An 18,629-nucleotide genomic window follows, 5' to 3' on the forward strand; every position below is an offset into this window, starting at 1 on the left:
TACAGCGATAGATGCTACGAGATTCTACGGGCGTCAGGTCGAACAGGATGTTAGCGTCCATCTCTGAAAGAGGCCCCATCTCGAGTTAGTTGCGGGAACGCGTGAATGGCAAAGCGCAGTGCAGCTCTTTTTCTAGTTTTCCTCACAAGTTGCGGACATCCCAGTGGCGTCATGACGCCGGTCTCGCTTTCTGCATCCGCCCCGCCGACGTCCAAGGTCGACATGCTGGTTGCGACGACACGCGAGCCATCCGGAGATCCTGCGACGCTCTTCAACGGCGAGAGAAGCCCGAAGCCGCATCTCACCCAGATATCGGTTTCGATCCCGCCCAAGCGCGAACCTGGAACAGTGCAATGGCCGCAGCGCCTGCCGCCCAACCCGGCGACGGACTTTGCCGTGACCAATGTCCAGCAGATAGATACCGTGGCCGAAGGGCGTACCTGGTTCCGGCAGCATGTGAACGGCGGGCATGCGCTCGTTTTCATCCATGGCTTCAACAACACCTACGAGGATTCAGTTTTCCGGCTGGCCCAGATCGTGCACGACAGCAAGATGCAGGCGACGCCACTGCTGTTCACCTGGCCGTCGAGAGCGGAGGTCACCGCCTACGAATACGACAAGGAAAGCACGAATTATTCGCGCACCGCCTTGGAGCAGGCGCTTCGCACTCTTGCCGCCGATCGCGATGTCAAGGACATCACCATCATGGCCCATTCAATGGGGACCTGGCTTGCCATGGAATCCTTGCGGCAGATGGGCATCCGTGATGGTCACGTGAACCCGAAGATCCACAATGTCATCCTTGCCTCGCCAGACATCGACATCCAGGTTTTTGCCAAGCAGTACGTCGAGATGGGAGAGCCGCGGCCGAAGTTCACGATCTTCGTCTCCCAGGATGATAGGGCCCTGGCGATCTCGAGCTTCATCACCGGACGCGTGTCGCGCCTCGGTGCCATCAACCCGGCCGAAGAGCCTTATCGCACGAAGCTGGAGAGAGCCGGCATCACTGCCATTGACCTGACGAAGGTGAAAACCGGGGATCGCCTTAATCACGGCAAGTTCGCCGAAAGCCCGGAGATCGTCCAGCTCATCGGCGAGCGCCTGATGACGGGCCAGACGCTCACCGATTCCAAGGTCACGCTGGCTCAAGGCATTACGGCTGTCGTCGGCGGGACGGTAACCAATATCGGCACCGTTGCTGCGACAGCCGTTGCGGTCCCGGCCACGATCGTGGAGCAGCCCCTTATGCAGAGAAGGAAGCCGCTTCCGGCCGATGAGACGCTTGAAGGCGACCTGAAGCCGCAAACGCTGACGCAATAAAAGGCTACGACCCCGCGCGTAGCAGGCGAACGCGGCGACGCCTCGGAACGCAGGGCGCTTCACATGCTTTGTTCGGGTCATGGAACGGCGTGGACGACGGCAGCATGTACCTCGGCCATCGCCCTTTCGAGACCATCTATCGGCGAGGCAGCGGTCATCTCCTTGCCTTCGACTTCCCTCGGCATCTTCCAGCCCGGATCGACGCCCTGCATGTTGGGAAGTTCGTGAGCGATCCCCTTGTGGCAATCGATACACGTCGCCTTTCCGGGAAGCAGGTACCGGGAATGAATGTCGGCGGAACGCGGTGCCTGTTTTTGGAGATCCATCGCGACTGACGAGTGGCAGTTGCGGCACTCGAGGCTATCGTTGGCTTTCATTCGCGCCCACTCGTGCTGCGCAAGTTCGAGGCGTTTTGCGAGAAACTCCGGTCTCGTATCGATGGTGCCGAATATCTTTCCCCACACCTCTTTCGACGCCTGCATCTTGCGGGCGATCTTGTCTGTCCAGTTGTGCGGCACGTGGCAATCCGGGCACGTGGCCCGCACGCCGGAGCGGTTGGAGAAGTGGATGGTCCGCGTCAGCTCCTGGTAGACGTTGTCGTGCATCTCGTGACACGAAACGCAGAACTTCTCGGTATTGGTAAGCTCCAGCGCGGTATTGAATGCGCCCCAGAACATGACGCCTCCGATGAAGCCCCCGAGCGTGAGGACTCCCAGGCCGATGGTCGCCGCGGGCGTGGTCAGGATCGACCAGGCCCGGAGTAGTATCTTCTTGAGCCACAAAATCATCGGATCACTCGCTTCCGGCGGGCTTGATGCCCAGTTCGCTCATATCCTTGAATTTGTTGACCACGAGATTGCGGGTATCGGCTTGTGGCACATGGCAGGCGGTGCAGAAGTATCGCCTGGGCGATACGTCCGCGAGCATTTGGCCGTCACGCGTCATGTAGTGGGTCACGCTGATCATCGGCGCCCCGGAGTCCTGGGTGAATTCCCGCTTATGGCAGGACAAGCATCTGTTGGCATTGACCGAAAGCTCATAGCCCTCGATCGAGTGCGGGATGATCGGCGGCTGATCCGGATATGCTCGCATTCGACGCTGATCGTCGACAACCCACCTGGGAAGCGGCGCGGCCCCGATAACCGCCATCGATGGTGTCGGGCCTTCGAGCTGAGGCACCTCCTGCTGCAGCATCTGGCCGCCTGCGGCCGTCGCCACGAACACCAGCCCGACGAGGGCGAAGAGCCGGCCTCTAGAATCTCGGATCAGGCCACGGGAAGGATCTTGACCGCGCATTTCTTGAAATCCGTCTGTTTGGAGATCGGGTCGGTCGCGTCAAGCGTGACCTTGTTGATGAGCTGGCTGGCATCGAACCAGGGAACGAAGATCACGCCGGACGGCATGCGGTTTCTGCCTCGAGTATCGACGCGTGAACGGATCTCACCCCGCCGCGAAACGATCCTGACTTCGGCTCCCTGATTGATGCCGCGCGCGCGCGTCCTCGGCATTCATGAAACAACGCGCACCCGGAAACGCCTTGTAGAGTTCGGGCACTCGCATCGTCATGGATCCGGAATGCCAGTGCTCAAGCACGCGCCCTGTGACCAGCCAGAAGTCGAATTCCTCATCCGGCGGTTCGGCCGGGGGCTCATAGGGAGCGGCGAAGATCACCGCCTTGCCGTCCGGCTTCCCATAGAATCTCACACCCTCGCCCGGCTTGACGTAGGGATCGAAGCCCTCGCGATAGCGCCAGAGCGTCTCCTTTCCGTTGACCACCGGCCAGCGCAATCCGCGGACCTCGTGGTACATGTCGTAGGGTGCGAGGTCGTGACCGTGCCCACGACCGAACGACGCGTATTCCTCAAACAACCCTTTCTGGATGTAGAACCCAAACGCCTTGGCCTCGCTGTTGTCGTATTCGTCACTGATCTCGCTGAGCGGAAACTGATCGACCTGGCCGTTGCGAAACAGAACGTCGAACAATGTCTTGCCACGATACTGGGCATTGGCATCGAGGATATCCGCGGGCCAGACCTCGTCGGTCGTGAAGCGTTTCGAAAACTCGGCGAGCTGCCAGAGATCGGAACGGGCTTCGCCCTTGGCTTGGACAAGCTGGTGCCAGACATGGGTGCGGCGTTCCGCATTGCCGTAAGCGCCCTCCTTCTCAACCCACATCGCCGCGGGAAGGATCAGATCGGCGCTCATTGCCGTCACCGTCGGGTAGACGTCAGACACGACAATGAAGTTTTCCGGGTTCCGGTATCCCTGCCAAGTCTCGTTGGCGGTGTTGGGACCAGCCTGCACGTTGTTGTTGACCTGCACCCAATAGAAATTGAGCTTTCCGTCCTTGAGCATGCGATCCTGCTGGACGGCGTGGTAGCCGGGTTTCTCGGGAATGATGCCGTGGGGGATCCGCCAGATCTCCTCCGCGTGCTCGCGATGTTCGGGATTGGTGACGGTCATGTCTGCAGGCAGGCGATGCGCGAAAGTCCCTACCTCTCGCGCCGTGCCGCAGGCCGACGGCTGTCCAGTCAGGGAAAACGGGCTGTTGCCAGGCTCGGAGATTTTCCCGGTCAGCAGATGAAGGTTGTAGACCATCTGGTTGGCCCACACGCCCCGCACATGCTGGTTAAAGCCCATGGTCCACAGCGACATGACCTTGCGGTTGGGATCCGCATATAGCTCGGCGAGTTGCTCGAGAAACTGCGGATCGACTCCTGTCATCTCGGCGGTCTTCTTGAGCGTGTAATCGGAGACGAAGGCCTTGAATTGCTCGAAATCGATCGGCTCCGTCTTCGCGGGATCGGCCGCATTGGCAGCTCCGGTTTCGCGAGGATTGTCAGGACGCAGCCCGTAGCCGATGTCGGTGACACCCTTCGCAAACGTCGTGTGCTTGGTGACGAAGTCTTGGTTGACGCGATTAGTTTGAATGATGTGGTTGGCAATGTAGTTCAGGATGACCAGATCGGTGCCGGGCTTAAAAATGATTGGAATGTCGGCGAGGTCCATGCTCCGGTGGGTGAATGTTGAAAGAACGGCGACCCGGACATGCGGCTGGCCAAGGCGGCGATCCGCAACGCGGGTCCAGAGGATCGGGTGCATTTCGGCCATGTTCGAACCCCAAAGCACGAACGCGTCGGCGTTCTCGAAATCGTCGTAGCAGCCCATTGGTTCGTCCATGCCGAAGGTGCGCATGAATGCGTAGGCGGCTGACGCCATGCAATGACGGGCATTGGGGTCTAGGTTGTTTGACCGAAGGCCCGCGCGCATCAGCTTGGTCGCCGCATAGCCTTCGAAAATCGTCCATTGGCCGGAGCCGAACATTCCGACCGCCGTTGGCCCCTTCTCCTTCAGGACCCGCTTGCATTGCGCGGCCATCACATCGAACGCCTCATCCCAGCTCACCGGCTCGAATTCGCCGTCCTTGGCGTAGATGCCGTTGCGCTTGCGCAAAAGCGGGGTCTGGAGCCGATCTTCGCCGTACATGATCTTGGACAGGAAGTAGCCCTTGATGCAGTTCAGCCCCCGATTGACCTCGGCCTGCATGTCGCCGTGCGTTGCAACGACCTGCCCTTCCTTGACGCCGACCATGACGCCGCACCCCGTCCCGCAGAAGCGGCAGGGTGCTTTCGACCACTTGATCTGCAATGCCTCGACCCCGCCGGGCACGGGCTGTGCGCGAGCCGGGAGTGCAATTCCTGCGGCAATCGCGGCAATTCCGGCCGCCTGGGCTTTAAGAATGTCACGTCGGCTCAGTTCTCCGGACATCCTGATTCTCCCCCCGTTCGACATGCTCGAAGACCATGTTGGCGCTGATCACGCCGTCGAGCAGCGATATGCGATGAAGCCGGTCCCCCAGGACGTTTGGCCCCTCGCCCTCGATGACAACGATGATCTTCCCCCTCGCGTGGCCATGCACTTCCACCCCCGGCATTTGCGCAAGCGAAGCGAGCGTAGGCTCCAATGAGCCGGGTTTGACCATCACGACTGCGCTTGAGATGTGCCATTGGGCGCCCTCAGACATCGACACGCTCCGCTTCGACGCTTCGCAGCACCACCGCACCGACCGGGCAGCTCTCCAGACACTCGCCGCACCCGGTGCAGATGCTCTCGTCGATGGTCGGAACGAAAGGGCCGCCCAAGCGCGGGCGAAAATTGATTGCCTGTTGGGGGCAGACGTCCCTGCAACACTGACAGGCGACGAAACTCATTCCCAGACATCGCTCGCCTATCGTTGCTATTAGAGGCAACGAGGCGCCAGATCGAAGCGCGCCGCCCGGATGGGCACAGTGGCCGCCCAGAAGTTGTCTCCGCGAAAGCAATCTCGTCGCCATGGCCATCGCCTTCAATGCCCCGGAGGTCCGGGAGGGCCGAAAATGATCTGGAAGATCCAGACCAAGAAACCGTAGCCACCGACGAAAGCGACGGCCAGGATAGGCCAAACTCCAAAGGCAAGGCTCAAAAAAATCAGGAGTTCCGCCTTGCGTGTGCGCGGAGCGCCGAGCCTTCGGTTGCTATTCGCTGGAACAACCATTCGGGCCCCTTCCAGAATTGAATGCTCGCCAGGCCAACCTCTTGGGATGGCACCAGCAAAGATAACAAGGAAATGAACCGAGCCTATGTAGCATCACGGAGACTCTATGGAAGCCTAGCCGGTCGTGGGTCGTCGATCGTGAGCGCATACCCAAGCACCCACCGGTTTGAGCGCGCTCTCATCGACGTCGAAGTCCCGCTAGTTCAGGCGTAGCGCCCATGCCGGGCCATCGCCAATATGATCCATGCTTCAATTGTCCGGCTTTTGTCCGTGCATCCTCGCGGGCAGCCAGGCCCGAAAAGCTTGCGACGCGGCCCGTTCGCTTTTCGACCTTACGCGCGCAGTTTGTCGCACCCATACAATATACAGAATGTATGTGTTGATTGCCGGATATTTTGCTGGTACCGCATACGCATCGATCCGATGAATGTATGGCTATAGAGCATATAATGTCTGAGAAATGTACGGGCGATATCATCGCCGACCGCCGGGAAGGACGGCTCCTTTCTTCGCGGCCTCGCGTCATCGGAGGCAGGGGCGGTGTCCATACCGACCTCTTCCGGTGGTTTCGGCATGTAGCGTTGTTTTTCTTGCTCCTCCCGTTGACCGCTTGCAACAACATCCAGCTCATGGCCCCGAAGGGCGACATCGGTATTCAGGAGAGGACGCTGATCCTCGTCGCGCTCGGGCTGATGCTGCTCGTGGTCATCCCCGTCATGGTTTTGACCGTGTACTTCGCCTGGCGATACCGCGCCAGCAACACTAAAGCGACGTATGCGCCGACTTGGGCGCATTCGACCGCAATCGAGGCGGTGGTCTGGACGATCCCGTGCCTGATTGTCGGCATTCTCGCGGTGATGATCTGGGAGACGACCCATTCGCTCGATCCATACAAGCCACTCGAATCGAACGCCAAGCCCGTTCGCGTCGAGGTCGTCGCGCTGAACTGGAAATGGCTGTTCATCTACCCTGACTACGGCATCGCTTCCGTCAATCACCTGGCGATCCCGGTGGATACGCCGATCAGTTTCAAGCTCACGGCGGAATCGATGATGAACTCCTTCTTCATCCCGCAGCTCGGCAGCCAGATCTATGCCATGGCCGGAATGCAGACCCAGCTGCACCTCATCGCCAACGAGCCGGGCACCTATGAAGGACTGTCCTCGGCCTTCAGTGGCCCCGGCTTTTCCGACATGCATTTCGACGTCGCAGCAACAAGCGCGGATGCGTTCGCGGAGTGGGTCAATCAGGTGAAGACCTCGCCGCAGAAGCTCGACGCCGCCAACTACCAGTCCCTGGAGCAGCCGAGCATCAAGAACCCCGTCGCGCTCTATGCCAGCGTCGAGCCCGGCCTCTTCGACACGGTTGTCAACCGGTACATGGCCGACCGCATGCCGGAGATGGCGCGCGACGCCAGCACCGACATCTGCACCGCTGAAACCCCTTATCCGCTCGCCTGGAACAAGAACTGATGCTTGGTAAACTCACTCTCGATGCCGTCCCCCTCCATGAGCCCATCATCATGGGGACTGGCGCAGTCGTCGCCCTTCTCGGCGTGGGCCTCCTCGCCTGGATCACCTATAACGGCTGGTGGAAATATCTCTGGACGGAATGGATCACCTCCGTCGATCACAAGAAGATCGGCGTGATGTATTTCGGCCTCGGGCTGGTCATGCTGCTACGCGGCTTTGCCGACGCCATCATGATGCGCGCGCAGCAGGCGATCGCCAGCAACGATGCCGCCGGTTATCTCCCGCCGCATCACTACGATCAGATCTTCACCGCCCATGGCGTGATCATGATCTTCTTCGTGGCGACACCTTTCATCCTCGGCCTGATGAACGTTGTCGTGCCGCTGCAGCTCGGCGCCCGCGACGTCGCCTATCCCTTCGTCAACTCGCTGGGCTTCTGGCTCTCGGCGGTCGGCGCCGCCCTGGTCATGGTCTCCATGTTCGTCGGTGATTTCGCCGCTACCGGCTGGGTTGCCTATCCGCCGCTCTCCGAGCTCGGCTACAGCCCGACGGTCGGGGTCGACTATTACATATGGTCGCTGCAGGTCTCGGGGCTCGGAACGACTCTCGCCGGCATCAACTTCGTCGTGACCATCTTGCGCATGCGCGCGCCGGGCATGGACCTGATGAAAATGCCGGTGTTCGTCTGGACGGCGCTGATCACCAACATCCTGATCGTCGCGATCTTCCCAGTCTTGACCGCGACCCTCGCGCTGCTTGCCGCAGACCGCTACTTCGACATGCATTTCTTCACCAACGAGCTTGGTGGCAATGCGATGATGTACATCAACCTCATCTGGGTCTGGGGCCATCCCGAGGTCTATGTGCTGATCCTGCCTTGCTTCGGCGTCTACTCCGAGGTGATCGCGACCTTCTCCGGCAAGCCGCTCTTCGGCTACAAGTCAATGGTCTACGCCACCTCGTCGATCGGCATCCTCTCCTTCTTCGTCTGGCTGCACCACTTCTTCACCATGGGTTCCGGCGCCAACGTCAATGCCTTCTTCGGCATCATGACGACGATCATCTCGATCCCGACGGGGGTGAAGCTGTTCAACTGGCTGTTCACGATGTACCGCGGGCGCATCCGCTTCCATTCGGCCACGCTCTGGACCATCGGCTTCATGGTGACCTTCACCGTCGGCGGCATGACTGGCGTGCTGCTTGCCGTTCCCGGCGCCGATTTCGTCCTGCACAACAGCCTGTTCCTGGTCGCCCACTTCCACAACGTTATCATCGGCGGCGTGGTCTTCGGCTGCCTTGCCGGTATGAGCTTCTGGTTCCCCAAGGTCTTCGGCTTCACCCTGAACGAATTCTGGGGGAAGGTTTCCTTCTGGTGCTGGATGATCGGCTATTGGCTCGCCTTCACGCCGCTTTACATCCTCGGCCTGGATGGAATGACGCGCCGCATGAACCATTATGACGTGCCCGGCTGGCATCCCTATCTGGTGGTGGCGCTGATCGGCGCGGTGATCATCGGCGCCGGCATCCTCGCCATTCTGATCCAGCTCTTCGTCAGTATCCGAGACCGCAAGCAGAACCGCGACGTTACCGGCGATCCCTGGGATGCGCGCAGCCTGGAATGGGCGACCGCCTCGCCGGCCCCCTTCTACAACTTCGCGCATGTCCCAAGGATCACCTCGCTCGAACAGCATTGGGAAAACAAGCAGACCGGCCGCGCCAACCAGCGGGCCTGGGAGTACGAGGACATCCATATGCCGCGCAACACAGGGGCCGGCTTCGTGATCTCCGCCTTCAGCTTCGTCCTCTGCTTTGCGCTCATCTGGCACATGTGGGTCTTCGTCGCCATCGGACTGCTCGGCACGGTCGGCACTTTCATCGCCCGATCCTACGACCGGGACGTCGACTACTACGTGCCGGCGGCGGAAGTCGCCCGCATCGAAAACGCACGCTTCGCCCTGTTGCGAAAGGGAGCATGACCGATGAACATCCTCGTTAAATCCACCCACGGAAGCAGCCACGCACCGGTTCAGCACGACCATGGACACGACAGCGGTGCCAACACCGTGCTCGGCTTCTGGATCTACCTGATGAGCGACTGCCTCATCTTCGCGACGCTGTTCGCCACCTTCGGCGTGCTCGCCGCCAACACCGCCGGGGCGCCCGGCGGGAGGGAACTCTTCGATCTTCCCTATGTGGCGATCGAGACCGTGGTGCTGCTGGTCAGCAGCTTCACCTTCGGCATGGCCGGCTTGCAAATGCAGGCCGGTGCGAAGGAGAAGGTCATTCAGTGGCTCGCCATCACCTTCGTCTTCGGCGCCGCCTTCATCGCCATGGAAGTGCATGAATTCCTGGCTCTCATCCACGAGGGCGCCGGCCCGGACCGCAGCGCCTTCCTGTCGGCGTATTTCACGCTGGTCGGCACGCATGGCCTGCATGTGACGGCTGGTCTCCTCTGGCTCGCAACGATGATGCACCAGGTCTCGCGCTTCGGCCTCGATCATGTCGTCCGCCGCCGGCTCGCCTGCCTCAGCCTCTTCTGGCACTTCCTCGACCTGGTCTGGATCTGCGTCTTCACCTTCGTCTATCTGCGCGGGGTTCTGTAATGTCCCATCCCTCTTCCCACACCAGTTCCGGGGCATCGCACGCCAGCCTGAAATCCTATGTGATCGGTTTCGTGCTGTCGCTCTTGCTGACCGGTCTCTCCTTCGGCGCCGTCATGAGCGGCCTCGTTCCCGGTGATGCCATCCTGCCGGCGATCACCGTCCTCGCGGTCGTCCAGCTCATCGTGCAGCTCGTCTTCTTCCTGCATCTCGGCACCAGCCCGGAGCAGCGCAACAACACGACGATCTTCCTCCTGACGATCATGCTGATCGCCATCATCGTCAGCGGCTCGCTCTGGGTCATGCACAACGCCAACGTGAACATGATGCCGACAAGCATGACGATCGAACGCGCGAAAGTACGCGACTAGCAAATGTTCACCCCAAAGCCGCCGGATCGCCTGTGTTGCGAGGCGGCAGAAAAGAGCAAGGCCATGGACTATGCTGCAAGATTTGAGGCCCTCATCAAGGAACTGAAGCTCGACGGCCGCTACCGGACCTTCGCCGAGCTGGAACGGATCGCCGGTGAATTCCCGAGCGCACTCTGGCATGGCCCGACGGGTGAGACCCGTCGCGTGACCGTCTGGTGCAGCAACGACTATCTCGGTATGGGCCAGCACCCGGACGTGCTAGCCGCCATGCATGCGGCGATCGACGATTTCGGCGCCGGAACCGGCGGCACGCGCAACATCTCGGGCACCAACCGCCAGCATGTTGCGCTGGAAACGGAACTCGCCGACCTGCACGGCAAGGAAGCGGCGCTGATTTTCACCTCGGGCTGGATTTCGAATCTTGCAGCTCTCAGCACGCTCGGCAAGCTGTTGCCCGGCTGCGCCATTTTCTCCGATGCGCTGAACCATAATTCGATGATCGAGGGCATCCGCCGCTCCGGCGCGGAGCGCTTCATCTTCCGCCACAACGACCCCGCCCATCTCGACGAACTGATGAGCGCGATCGATCCGGCGCGGCCGAAGATCGTCGCCTTCGAGAGCGTCTACAGCATGGACGGCGATATCGCGCCGATCGCCGCCATCTGCGACGTCGCCGAGAGACACGGCGCCATCACGTATCTCGATGAAGTGCATGCCGTCGGCCTCTACGGTACCCATGGCGGCGGCGTTGCCGAGCAGCAGGGCGTCGCCGGGCGGCTGACGATCATCGAGGGAACGCTCGCCAAGGCCTTCGGCGTCATGGGCGGGTATATTACCGGGCCGGCGCTGCTGATGGACGTCGTGCGCAGTTTTGCCGACAGTTTCATCTTCACCACCTCCATGTGCCCGCATCTCGCCGCCGGGGCGCTTGCGGCTGTGCAGCACCTGAAGGCCCATCCCGAGGAGCGGGCGGAGCAGCAGGCGAATGTCCGGCAGCTCAAGGCGATGCTGGAGGCGGCGGACATGCCGGTCCTCGACAGCCCGAGCCACATCCTGCCCCTGATCATCGGCGATGCGCATCTGTGCCGCCAGACCAGCGAGCTGCTGCTCGCCCGTCACAACATCTATGTCCAGCCGATCAACTATCCGACGGTAGCACGGGGCCAGGAACGTCTGAGGATCACGCCGACGCCCTTCCACACGGAAGCGCACATGCGCGCCCTGGTCGAAGGCCTCATCGACGTGCGCGACCGGCTCGGCTGGCACGGCCGTCGGGCGGCAGCCTGATTTCTTACGTTGGTTTCTTGCAAAGGGAGGGACGGATATGCCCGCACACCTGATTACCGCCAACCGGCTCGCCGATGGCGTTGCCGTCTGGCTCGACGCCAGAGAGCGCTGGACCGAAGAGATCGAGAAGGCGATGCCCATCGATGAGGGAGGGCTTGCCGCATCTCTGGAGACCGCCCGCCTCAGCGAACGCGGCAATATCGTCGTCGACGTGCGCGAGATCGGCGCCGATGAAACAGGCGGGGAATGGAGGGCAAGCGCCAGGCGTGAACGCCTGCGGGGCAGCGGCCCGAGCGTGCGCCCCGACCTGGCGAAGAAGGCACCGGCCGCGCAATGGGCGGAGCCGCCCTTTCCGGAACCGCCCTCAGCCTCCTCGGTTTCGCCCTACGCCGGCATCTACCGCTATGACGAGTACGACCGGCAGTTCCTGCGCGACCGCGCCGAACAGTTCCGCCGCCAGGTGGACCGGCGGCTTGCCGGCGAACTCAGCGAGGAGGAGTTCAAGCCGCTCAGGCTGATGAACGGTCTCTATTTGCAGCTTCATGGTTATATGCTGCGGGTCGCCCTGCCCTATGGCGTGCTCAGCGCCGCGCAGATGCGCCAGCTTGCCTATGTCGCCCGGCACTACGACCGCGGCTACGGGCATTTCACGACACGCCAGAACATTCAGTTCAACTGGCCGCGACTCAAGGATGCGCCGGATATCCTGGCGATCCTGGCCGAAGCCGACCTGCATGCGATCCAGACCAGCGGCAATTGCGTGCGCAATGTCACGACCGACCATTTTTCCGGGGCTGCGGCCGAGGAAGTGGTCGATCCGCGCCTTTATGCCGAGATCCTCCGGCAATGGTCGACCGATCATCCGGAATTCACCTACCTGCCACGCAAGTTCAAGATCGCCATCACCGGCAGCCCTAAGGACCGGGCGGCCGTGCGGGTACACGACATCGGCATCCTGGCAAGCCGCAATGCCGCTGGCGAACCGGGCTTCACCATCTATGCCGGCGGCGGTCTCGGCCGCACGCCGGTCGTCGGCACCAAGGTGCGCGACTGGCTGCCGGTTCGCGACCTGTTGCGCTATGTCGAGGCGATCCTGCGCGTCTACAATGCGCTTGGCCGACGCGACAACATCTACAAAGCCCGCATCAAGATCCTGTTGCGCGAGATGAAGCCGGAGAATTTCATCCGGATGATAGAGGAAGAATTCGCTGGCCTGCCGGCCGATCACTGCGTGCTGGAAAACGAGATCGTCGAAGCCGTCGCCGCTCGCTTCGTTCCGCCGCCTTTCGAGAACCTGCTGCGCCATTCGGCAGAGCTTGAGCGGGCGCTTGCCGCGGATCGCGCCTTTCGCGCCTGGGTGAAAACCAATACGCATCCGCACCGGCAGGCGGGCTATATCTCAGCCGTCGTTTCGCTGAAGCCCGTCGGCGGCATCCCGGGCGACGTCAGTGCCGAAGAGATGGAGGCTGTCGCCGATCTTGCCGACCGGCATTCCTTCGGCGAGATCCGCGTCTCCCACGAACAGAACCTCGTGCTGCCGCATGTACGCAAGGACGATCTGCATACCCTCTGGAAGGGCTTGGTTGCAGCCGGGCTTGCGAGCGGCAATGTCGGGCTGATTATCATCGCCTGCCCGGGCATGGACTATTGCAGTCTTGCCACCGCACGCTCCATTCCCGTCGCGCAGCGCATCGCCGAGCGTTTTGCCGATCCCGAACGCCAGCAGGAGATAGGGGCGATTGATCTCAACATCTCCGGCTGCATCAATGCCTGCGGCCATCACCATGTCGGCCATATTGGCCTTCTCGGCGTCGACAAGAACGGCGAGGAGGTCTACCAGATCACCCTCGGCGGCTCGGCCGACGACAGGGCGTCGATCGGCAGCATCATCGGCCCGTCCGTCGCCTCCGAAAATGTCGTCGATGCCATCGAGGCTATCGTCGATGCCTATCTCGGCAACCGCATCGGGGGCGAGGCGTTCATCGACACTTACCGGCGGCTCGGCGCAACCCCCTTCAAGGAGGCCGTCTATGGCGCTGATTAATCAAGTGGGTAACGAGATTCCCGATCGCTGGATCTATCCGGAAGCAGGTGAACAAGGTTCGCTCGGGCCGTACCGGATCGCATCGTTCGATGTGTTGCAGGAACTCGGTGCGGTATCCCTTGAGGCACGACCGGCCGGCATTCTGCTGTCGCCGGAGACCTCGCCGGACCTTGTGGCGCCGTTTCTCGATCAGATTGATCTGGTGGTCATTCCATTTCCGAAGTTCCGCGACGGACGCGGCTTTACCGCGGCCCGTTCGCTGCGGCAGCGCCATGGCTTCATGGGCGATGTCCGAGCCATTGGCCACATCCTCCCGGATCAGCTTCCGTTGCTGGCGCAATGTGGTTTCACGTCTATCGTAACCCCCGCCGAGCATCCACCTGCACAATGGCAGCAGGCAAGTTCTGCCAGCGCGGCGGAAGGCGAACGTCCCCAGCCGCTGTTGCAGCGGCTCGTGAAACGCGGGAATTGAACCCATTCCGGAGGCCGCGATGAGCCGCCTCCATTCGCACCCGCGGGCATCGGGCGGCTACACAGTCAATCCGGCAAAGCCCATTATCAGCCTGAATAGCATGGCAACGACCGCAAGCGCGACGACGCTCGCGGTCCAGATCAGCACGAGCCAGCCAAACCGGCGCAACCAGTCTTTGCGGGTGGTCGCGTCCGGCATCAGTGATAGCCCTCGCCCGGCCTCACCTTGCCGCGGAAGACGTAGTAGGACCAGGCGGTATAGGCGAGGATGAAGGGGATAATGAAAAGCGCGCCGACCAGCGTGAAGCCCATGCTCTGCGGCGGCGCGGCGGCATCCCAGATCGAGATCGAAGGCGGGATGATATTCGGCCACAGGCTGATCCCCAGGCCGCTATAGCCGAGAAACAGCATGACGAGCGCCAGCAAGAAGGGTCCTGCGTGGGAGTCGCGCTGCAAGGCTCTGAGGGTCGCGAGCGTCGCAAGCAGCACGAGGACCGGCACCGGCGCAAAGAAGATCATGTTCGGCAGCGAGAACCAGCGGTCGGCAACCGGAGCATGGGCAAGCGGCGTCCAAACGCTGACGACGATGACGACGGCAAGCAGGCCGAGCGTCACCGGCCGAGCAAGGTCCTTCATGCGCTGCTGCAGTGGCCCTTCCGTCTTCATGACGAGCCAGGTTGAGCCGAGCAGCGCATAGGCGACGAGAAGGCCGAGACCGGTGAACAGGCTGAACGGCGTCAGCCAGTCGAGCAGCCCGCCGGAATAGGCGCCGTTGGTAACCTCGAAACCGTTGATGAAGGCGCCGAGCGACACGCCCTGCGAGAAGGTCGCGATATAGGAGCCCCAGGCAAAGGCCTTGTCCCAGAAGGGTTTGTGGGCCTCATCTGCCTTGAAGCGGAATTCGAAGGCGACGCCGCGCCAGATCAGCCCCGCCAGCATCAGGACGAGGGGCAGGTAGAGCGCGCTAAGGATGACCGAATAGGCGAGCGGAAAGGCGGCAAGCAGGGCCGCGCCACCAAGGACGAGCCAGGTTTCGTTGCCGTCCCAGACCGGCGCCACGGTATTGACCATCGTATCCCGGTCCTCGCGGCTCGCGACGAATGGAAACAGGATGCCGATGCCGAGATCAAAACCGTCCATGATGACGTACATCATAAGACCGAAGCCGATGATGATGGCCCAGATGAGGGGAAGATCGATGCCCATAGCCGTCAAGCCTCCTTCCGTCCGGCGTCAGCCGCCGAATCGACGTTGTCCGGTGCCGCAGAAAGCGGCCGCGCCGGCCGCTGCGATTGTACCTTGTCGTGCGGCGGATGTTCGTCGAAGGGCTGCGGTCCCTTGACGACCAGTTTCAGCATGTAGCTGACGCCGGTGCCGAAGACAGCACAGTACATGATGACGAACATGATCAGCGTCGTCGAGAGCGCCAGTGCCGAATGGTTCGAGACCGCATCCTTCGTCCGCATCACGCCGTAGACCACCCATGGCTGCCGCCCGATCTCCGTGGTGAGCCAGCCGGCAAGGATGGCGATCACGCCGGCTGGGCCCATGAGCGTCGCGAAACGCAGAAACGGTCTTGAGTAATAAAGTCCGCCCCGCCAGCGCAGATAGAGACTCCAGAGGCCAAGCAGCAGCATCAGCACGCCGAGACCAACCATCAGCCGGAAAGTCCAGAAGACGACCGCCGAGTTCGGCCGGTCCTCCGGCGCGAACTCCTTAAGGCCCGGAATGTGGCCGTTGATATCATGGGCGAGGATCAAGCTGCCGAGATAGGGGATCTCGATCGCAAAGCGCGTCGTTTCCGCCGCCATGTCGGGCAGTCCGAAGAGGATGAGCGGCACGCTCTCGCCAGGTATGTTCTCCCAGTGACCCTCGATAGCGGCGATCTTGGCCGGCTGGTGCTCCAGAGTGTTGAGGCCATGTTGGTCGCCGACCAGGATTTGGATCGGCGCCACGACGAGCACCATCCACATCGCCATCGAGAGCATGGTGCGCACCGCCGGCGTAGCGTTCGCCCGCAGCAGATGCCAGGCGCCAGAGGCGCCGACGAAAAGTGCGGTCGTGAGATAGGCGGCGATCGTCATGTGCGCCAGACGGTAGGGAAAGGAGGGATTGAAGATCACCTTCAGCCAGTCGACCGGCACGACGCGACCGTTAATGACCTCGAAGCCCTGCGGCGTCTGCATCCAGCTGTTGGAGGCCAGAATCCAGGTGGCCGAGATCAGCGTGCCGAGCGCCACCATGATCGTCGCGAAGAAATGCAGCCCGGGACCGACCTTGTTCCAGCCGAACAACATGACACCGAGAAAGCCGGCCTCGAGAAAGAAGGCCGTCAGCACCTCGTAAGTGAGAAGTGGTCCGGTGACGCTGCCGGCGAAAGACGAGAAATAGCTCCAGTTGGTGCCGAACTGGTAGGCCATGACCAGGCCGGAGACGACGCCCATCGCAAAGTTGACAGCGAAGATCTTCGACCAGAAATGATAGAGGTCGCGGTAGACCGCCTCCTGCCGCCACAGCCAGAGACCTTCGAGCACGGCTAAATAGCTGGCGAGCCCGATGGTGATGGCGGGGAAGACGATGTGGAAGGAAATCGTAAAGCCAAACTGGATGCGCGCCAGTTCCAGTGCCGTCAATCCGAACATAACGTATCCTCCTTCGGCTCGACAGGGATGGCAGGTCCCAGATCGGAGCCCTTGTTCGATTGCGGCTCGAACGCCACCGCCGACTTCGGCCGCGTGTCGACTGACAGCCGGAAGACATCGGGACGGGCGTAGTGCCCCACGACGTCGAGGTCATACTTGCCGCGCGCAATCACCCGCCGGTCGATCTCGGCAAGTTTGATGGTCTCTCCCGTGAAGTCGGGTTCGACGAGGATATTTCCGAGTGGGTCGATGATGCAGGAGCCGCCGCGAATGAGCACTGTCCGAGGATCATCTCCTTGAATGGGCGCGTAGTCCAGCGGCGCGTTGTCGCGCCTGAAATACTGGCAGGCCGAGATGACGAAGCATCGCCCTTCCAGTGCGATCGTCCGCATCGTCGGCAGCCATGTATCGCGGTCATCCACCGTCGGCGCGCAATAGAGCTCGACCCCTTGTGCGTACATCGCCATGCGCAGCTGCGGCATGTAGTTTTCCCAGCAGATGACGCTGCCGATACGGCCGAGCGGCGTATCGGCGACACCGATCGTCGAGCCGTCGCCAAAGCCCCACACGAGGCGTTCGAGCGCCGTCGGCATCAGCTTGCGATGCTTTCCGAGAAGCCGGCCCGATGGTCCGTAGGTGAGAGACGTGCAGTAAAGCGTTCCGCCGTCCCGCTCGATCACGCCGACGACCAGATGAACACAGTTGTCACGGGCGATCTCGCCAAGCCGTGCCGCCTCGGTGCCGGGCACGTCGATTGCGCTCTCGTGATAGCGCCGGAAGTCCTCGCGGCCTTCGGGGCTGCGCATGCCGAGCCGCGCCCCGAAGTCAATGCCTTTCGGATAGCCACCGACGAACGCCTCGGGAAACACGACCAGCCGAGCCCCCTTCCCTGCGGCATCGCGGGTGAGATCGGCAAGCTTCGCGATCGTCCTCGGCGTGTCGAATAGCACGGGTGCGGCCTGGATGACGGCGGCTTTGAAAATATCGGACATGACGATGATCCCCCAAAACCTAAACGACGGCCCTGGATGCCAGCGACGGCTGTGCAATCAGGCCGGAAAGCAAGGTGAGCGCGTCTTCCAGCGCGCCGCGATCCGGAGCGACGCCGAGCGATATTCTGACAGCCTCGATCGGATGCGCGCTCGTCGCGAAGGCAGAGCTTGCTACGATCGAGACCCCGGCGCGATCGGCATGTTCGGCAAAATCCGCTGCACGCCAATGATCGGGCAAACGCAGCCAGAGGTGATGCCCATGCGGATCGGCGGCAAAAGGAATGTCCCTGAAGATAGATGACGCCAGCTTCTGGCGCTCGACGTTCTCTGCCCGGATGGCATCCGCAATCCCCTCGAGGGTCCCGTCCGAGATCCAACGGCTTGCCAGCGCGGACATCAGGGGCGGAGCCATAAGGATCGTCGCACGCAGCACGCCGGCGAGCCTGAGTGCCTGGCTGGCATTCGGTGCCACCACATAGGCAACCCGCAGTGCGGGCGTTGCGCATTTCGAGAGCGTGGCGATGTGCCAGGTGATGTCGCTCGCCAGTTCCGCCACGGCGACGAGACGCTCCGGACGCAACGGCGCATAGGGATCGTCCTCGATGATCGCAACGCCATGCCTGCGCGCGAGCGCGGCAAGCGCCCGCCGCCGCTCTTCTGGCAACGTGGCCGTCGTCGGATTGTCGATCGTCGGGATTAGATAGAGGACTTTCGGCCCCTTCTCGCGGCAGACCTTTTCGAAGGCATCAGGAATGATGCCTTGATCGTCCATGGCCAGCGGCTCCAGGAGAATTCCTTTCTGCATGGCGACCGCCTTCAGGCCGGGATAGGTGACCGCGCCGGCAGCAATGACATCACCGCGGCTGAGCAGCAGATCGCAAATTGCGAACAGGGCG

18 protein-coding genes and 1 pseudogene are annotated in these 18,629 nt (G+C 61.8%); 8 read left to right on the forward strand and 11 right to left on the reverse strand.

The genetic code is table 11. The features are described from left to right. Positions 1–105 precede the first annotated feature (105 nt). Positions 106–1,320, forward strand: a complete 1,215-nt coding sequence (locus ACPYOJ_RS19835; protein ID WP_481417773.1) for an alpha/beta hydrolase — start codon at positions 106–108, stop codon at positions 1,318–1,320. 77 nt (positions 1,321–1,397) lie between these two features. Here the strand turns inward: ACPYOJ_RS19835 and ACPYOJ_RS19840 are convergent, their stop codons facing one another. The 6 genes and pseudogenes from ACPYOJ_RS19840 to napE all read right to left on the reverse strand — a co-directional run bounded on the left by ACPYOJ_RS19840 (position 1,398) and on the right by napE (position 5,854). Beyond that, complete coding sequence (locus tag ACPYOJ_RS19840; protein WP_481417774.1) at positions 1,398–2,108, reverse strand: NapC/NirT family cytochrome c; 711 nt, start codon at positions 2,106–2,108, stop codon at positions 1,398–1,400. Between the two features lie 4 nt (positions 2,109–2,112). After that, a complete protein-coding gene (locus ACPYOJ_RS19845) occupies positions 2,113–2,616 on the reverse strand; it encodes a nitrate reductase cytochrome c-type subunit (RefSeq protein WP_481417775.1) in 504 nt (167 codons plus the stop codon). Continuing rightward, positions 2,586–5,088 (reverse strand): annotated as a pseudogene (napA, locus tag ACPYOJ_RS19850) (periplasmic nitrate reductase subunit alpha). The gene ACPYOJ_RS19845 and the pseudogene napA overlap by 31 nt, the downstream one beginning before the upstream one ends. Then, positions 5,063–5,344 carry a chaperone NapD gene (locus ACPYOJ_RS19855; RefSeq protein ID WP_481417776.1) on the reverse strand — a complete coding sequence of 94 codons (282 nt, stop codon included), beginning with the start codon at positions 5,342–5,344 and terminating at the stop codon, positions 5,063–5,065. The pseudogene napA and the gene ACPYOJ_RS19855 overlap by 26 nt, the downstream one beginning before the upstream one ends. Continuing rightward, on the reverse strand, positions 5,337–5,660 hold the full coding sequence (locus ACPYOJ_RS19860; protein WP_481417777.1) for a 4Fe-4S dicluster domain-containing protein: 324 nt from the start codon (positions 5,658–5,660) through the stop codon (positions 5,337–5,339). The genes ACPYOJ_RS19855 and ACPYOJ_RS19860 overlap by 8 nt, the downstream gene beginning before the upstream one ends. 5 nt (positions 5,661–5,665) lie before the next feature. Further along, positions 5,666–5,854 (reverse strand): periplasmic nitrate reductase, NapE protein, encoded by a 189-nt coding sequence (gene napE, locus ACPYOJ_RS19865; protein ID WP_481417778.1) that lies wholly within the window; start codon positions 5,852–5,854, stop codon positions 5,666–5,668. Between the two features lie 449 nt (positions 5,855–6,303). Between napE and cyoA the strand changes: the two genes are divergently transcribed. From cyoA to ACPYOJ_RS19900, 7 genes are all read left to right on the forward strand, one after another. After that, positions 6,304–7,326, forward strand: a complete 1,023-nt coding sequence (cyoA, locus tag ACPYOJ_RS19870) for a ubiquinol oxidase subunit II (RefSeq protein ID WP_481417779.1) — start codon at positions 6,304–6,306, stop codon at positions 7,324–7,326. Beyond that, positions 7,326–9,302 (forward strand): cytochrome o ubiquinol oxidase subunit I, encoded by a 1,977-nt coding sequence (gene cyoB / locus ACPYOJ_RS19875; RefSeq protein ID WP_481417780.1) that lies wholly within the window; start codon positions 7,326–7,328, stop codon positions 9,300–9,302. Before cyoA ends, cyoB begins: the two co-directional genes overlap by 1 nt. A 3-nt stretch (positions 9,303–9,305) precedes the next feature. After that, complete coding sequence (cyoC, locus tag ACPYOJ_RS19880) at positions 9,306–9,929, forward strand: cytochrome o ubiquinol oxidase subunit III (RefSeq protein WP_481417781.1); 624 nt, start codon at positions 9,306–9,308, stop codon at positions 9,927–9,929. After that, on the forward strand, positions 9,929–10,297 hold the full coding sequence (gene cyoD / locus ACPYOJ_RS19885) for a cytochrome o ubiquinol oxidase subunit IV (protein WP_481417782.1): 369 nt from the start codon (positions 9,929–9,931) through the stop codon (positions 10,295–10,297). Before cyoC ends, cyoD begins: the two co-directional genes overlap by 1 nt. A 63-nt stretch (positions 10,298–10,360) precedes the next feature. Continuing rightward, positions 10,361–11,584, forward strand: a complete 1,224-nt coding sequence (gene hemA / locus ACPYOJ_RS19890) for a 5-aminolevulinate synthase (protein ID WP_481417783.1) — start codon at positions 10,361–10,363, stop codon at positions 11,582–11,584. 37 nt (positions 11,585–11,621) lie between these two features. Next, on the forward strand, positions 11,622–13,628 hold the full coding sequence (locus ACPYOJ_RS19895; protein ID WP_481417784.1) for a DUF2849 domain-containing protein: 2,007 nt from the start codon (positions 11,622–11,624) through the stop codon (positions 13,626–13,628). Next, positions 13,615–14,100, forward strand: coding sequence for a DUF934 domain-containing protein (locus ACPYOJ_RS19900; protein WP_481417785.1), 486 nt, complete (start codon positions 13,615–13,617; stop codon positions 14,098–14,100). The genes ACPYOJ_RS19895 and ACPYOJ_RS19900 overlap by 14 nt, the downstream gene beginning before the upstream one ends. A 57-nt stretch (positions 14,101–14,157) precedes the next feature. Here the strand turns inward: ACPYOJ_RS19900 and ACPYOJ_RS19905 are convergent, their stop codons facing one another. The 5 genes from ACPYOJ_RS19905 to ACPYOJ_RS19925 form a co-directional block, all read right to left on the reverse strand. Next, positions 14,158–14,298, reverse strand: a complete 141-nt coding sequence (locus ACPYOJ_RS19905; RefSeq protein ID WP_481417786.1) for a DUF2474 domain-containing protein — start codon at positions 14,296–14,298, stop codon at positions 14,158–14,160. Beyond that, positions 14,298–15,305 carry a cytochrome d ubiquinol oxidase subunit II gene (cydB, locus tag ACPYOJ_RS19910; RefSeq protein ID WP_481417787.1) on the reverse strand — a complete coding sequence of 336 codons (1,008 nt, stop codon included), beginning with the start codon at positions 15,303–15,305 and terminating at the stop codon, positions 14,298–14,300. Before cydB ends, ACPYOJ_RS19905 begins: the two co-directional genes overlap by 1 nt. A gap of 5 nt (positions 15,306–15,310) precedes the next feature. Further along, positions 15,311–16,741, reverse strand: coding sequence for a cytochrome ubiquinol oxidase subunit I (locus ACPYOJ_RS19915; RefSeq protein ID WP_481417788.1), 1,431 nt, complete (start codon positions 16,739–16,741; stop codon positions 15,311–15,313). Further along, positions 16,729–17,733, reverse strand: a complete 1,005-nt coding sequence (locus ACPYOJ_RS19920; protein ID WP_481417789.1) for a carbon-nitrogen hydrolase family protein — start codon at positions 17,731–17,733, stop codon at positions 16,729–16,731. Before ACPYOJ_RS19920 ends, ACPYOJ_RS19915 begins: the two co-directional genes overlap by 13 nt. Before the next feature lie 19 nt (positions 17,734–17,752). After that, positions 17,753–18,629, reverse strand: an 877-nt coding sequence (locus ACPYOJ_RS19925) for an aminotransferase-like domain-containing protein (protein WP_481417790.1), incomplete at its 5' end; no start/stop codon positions are given.

It is taken from the genome of Rhizobium sp. SVR5-9E (assembly GCF_056755095.1).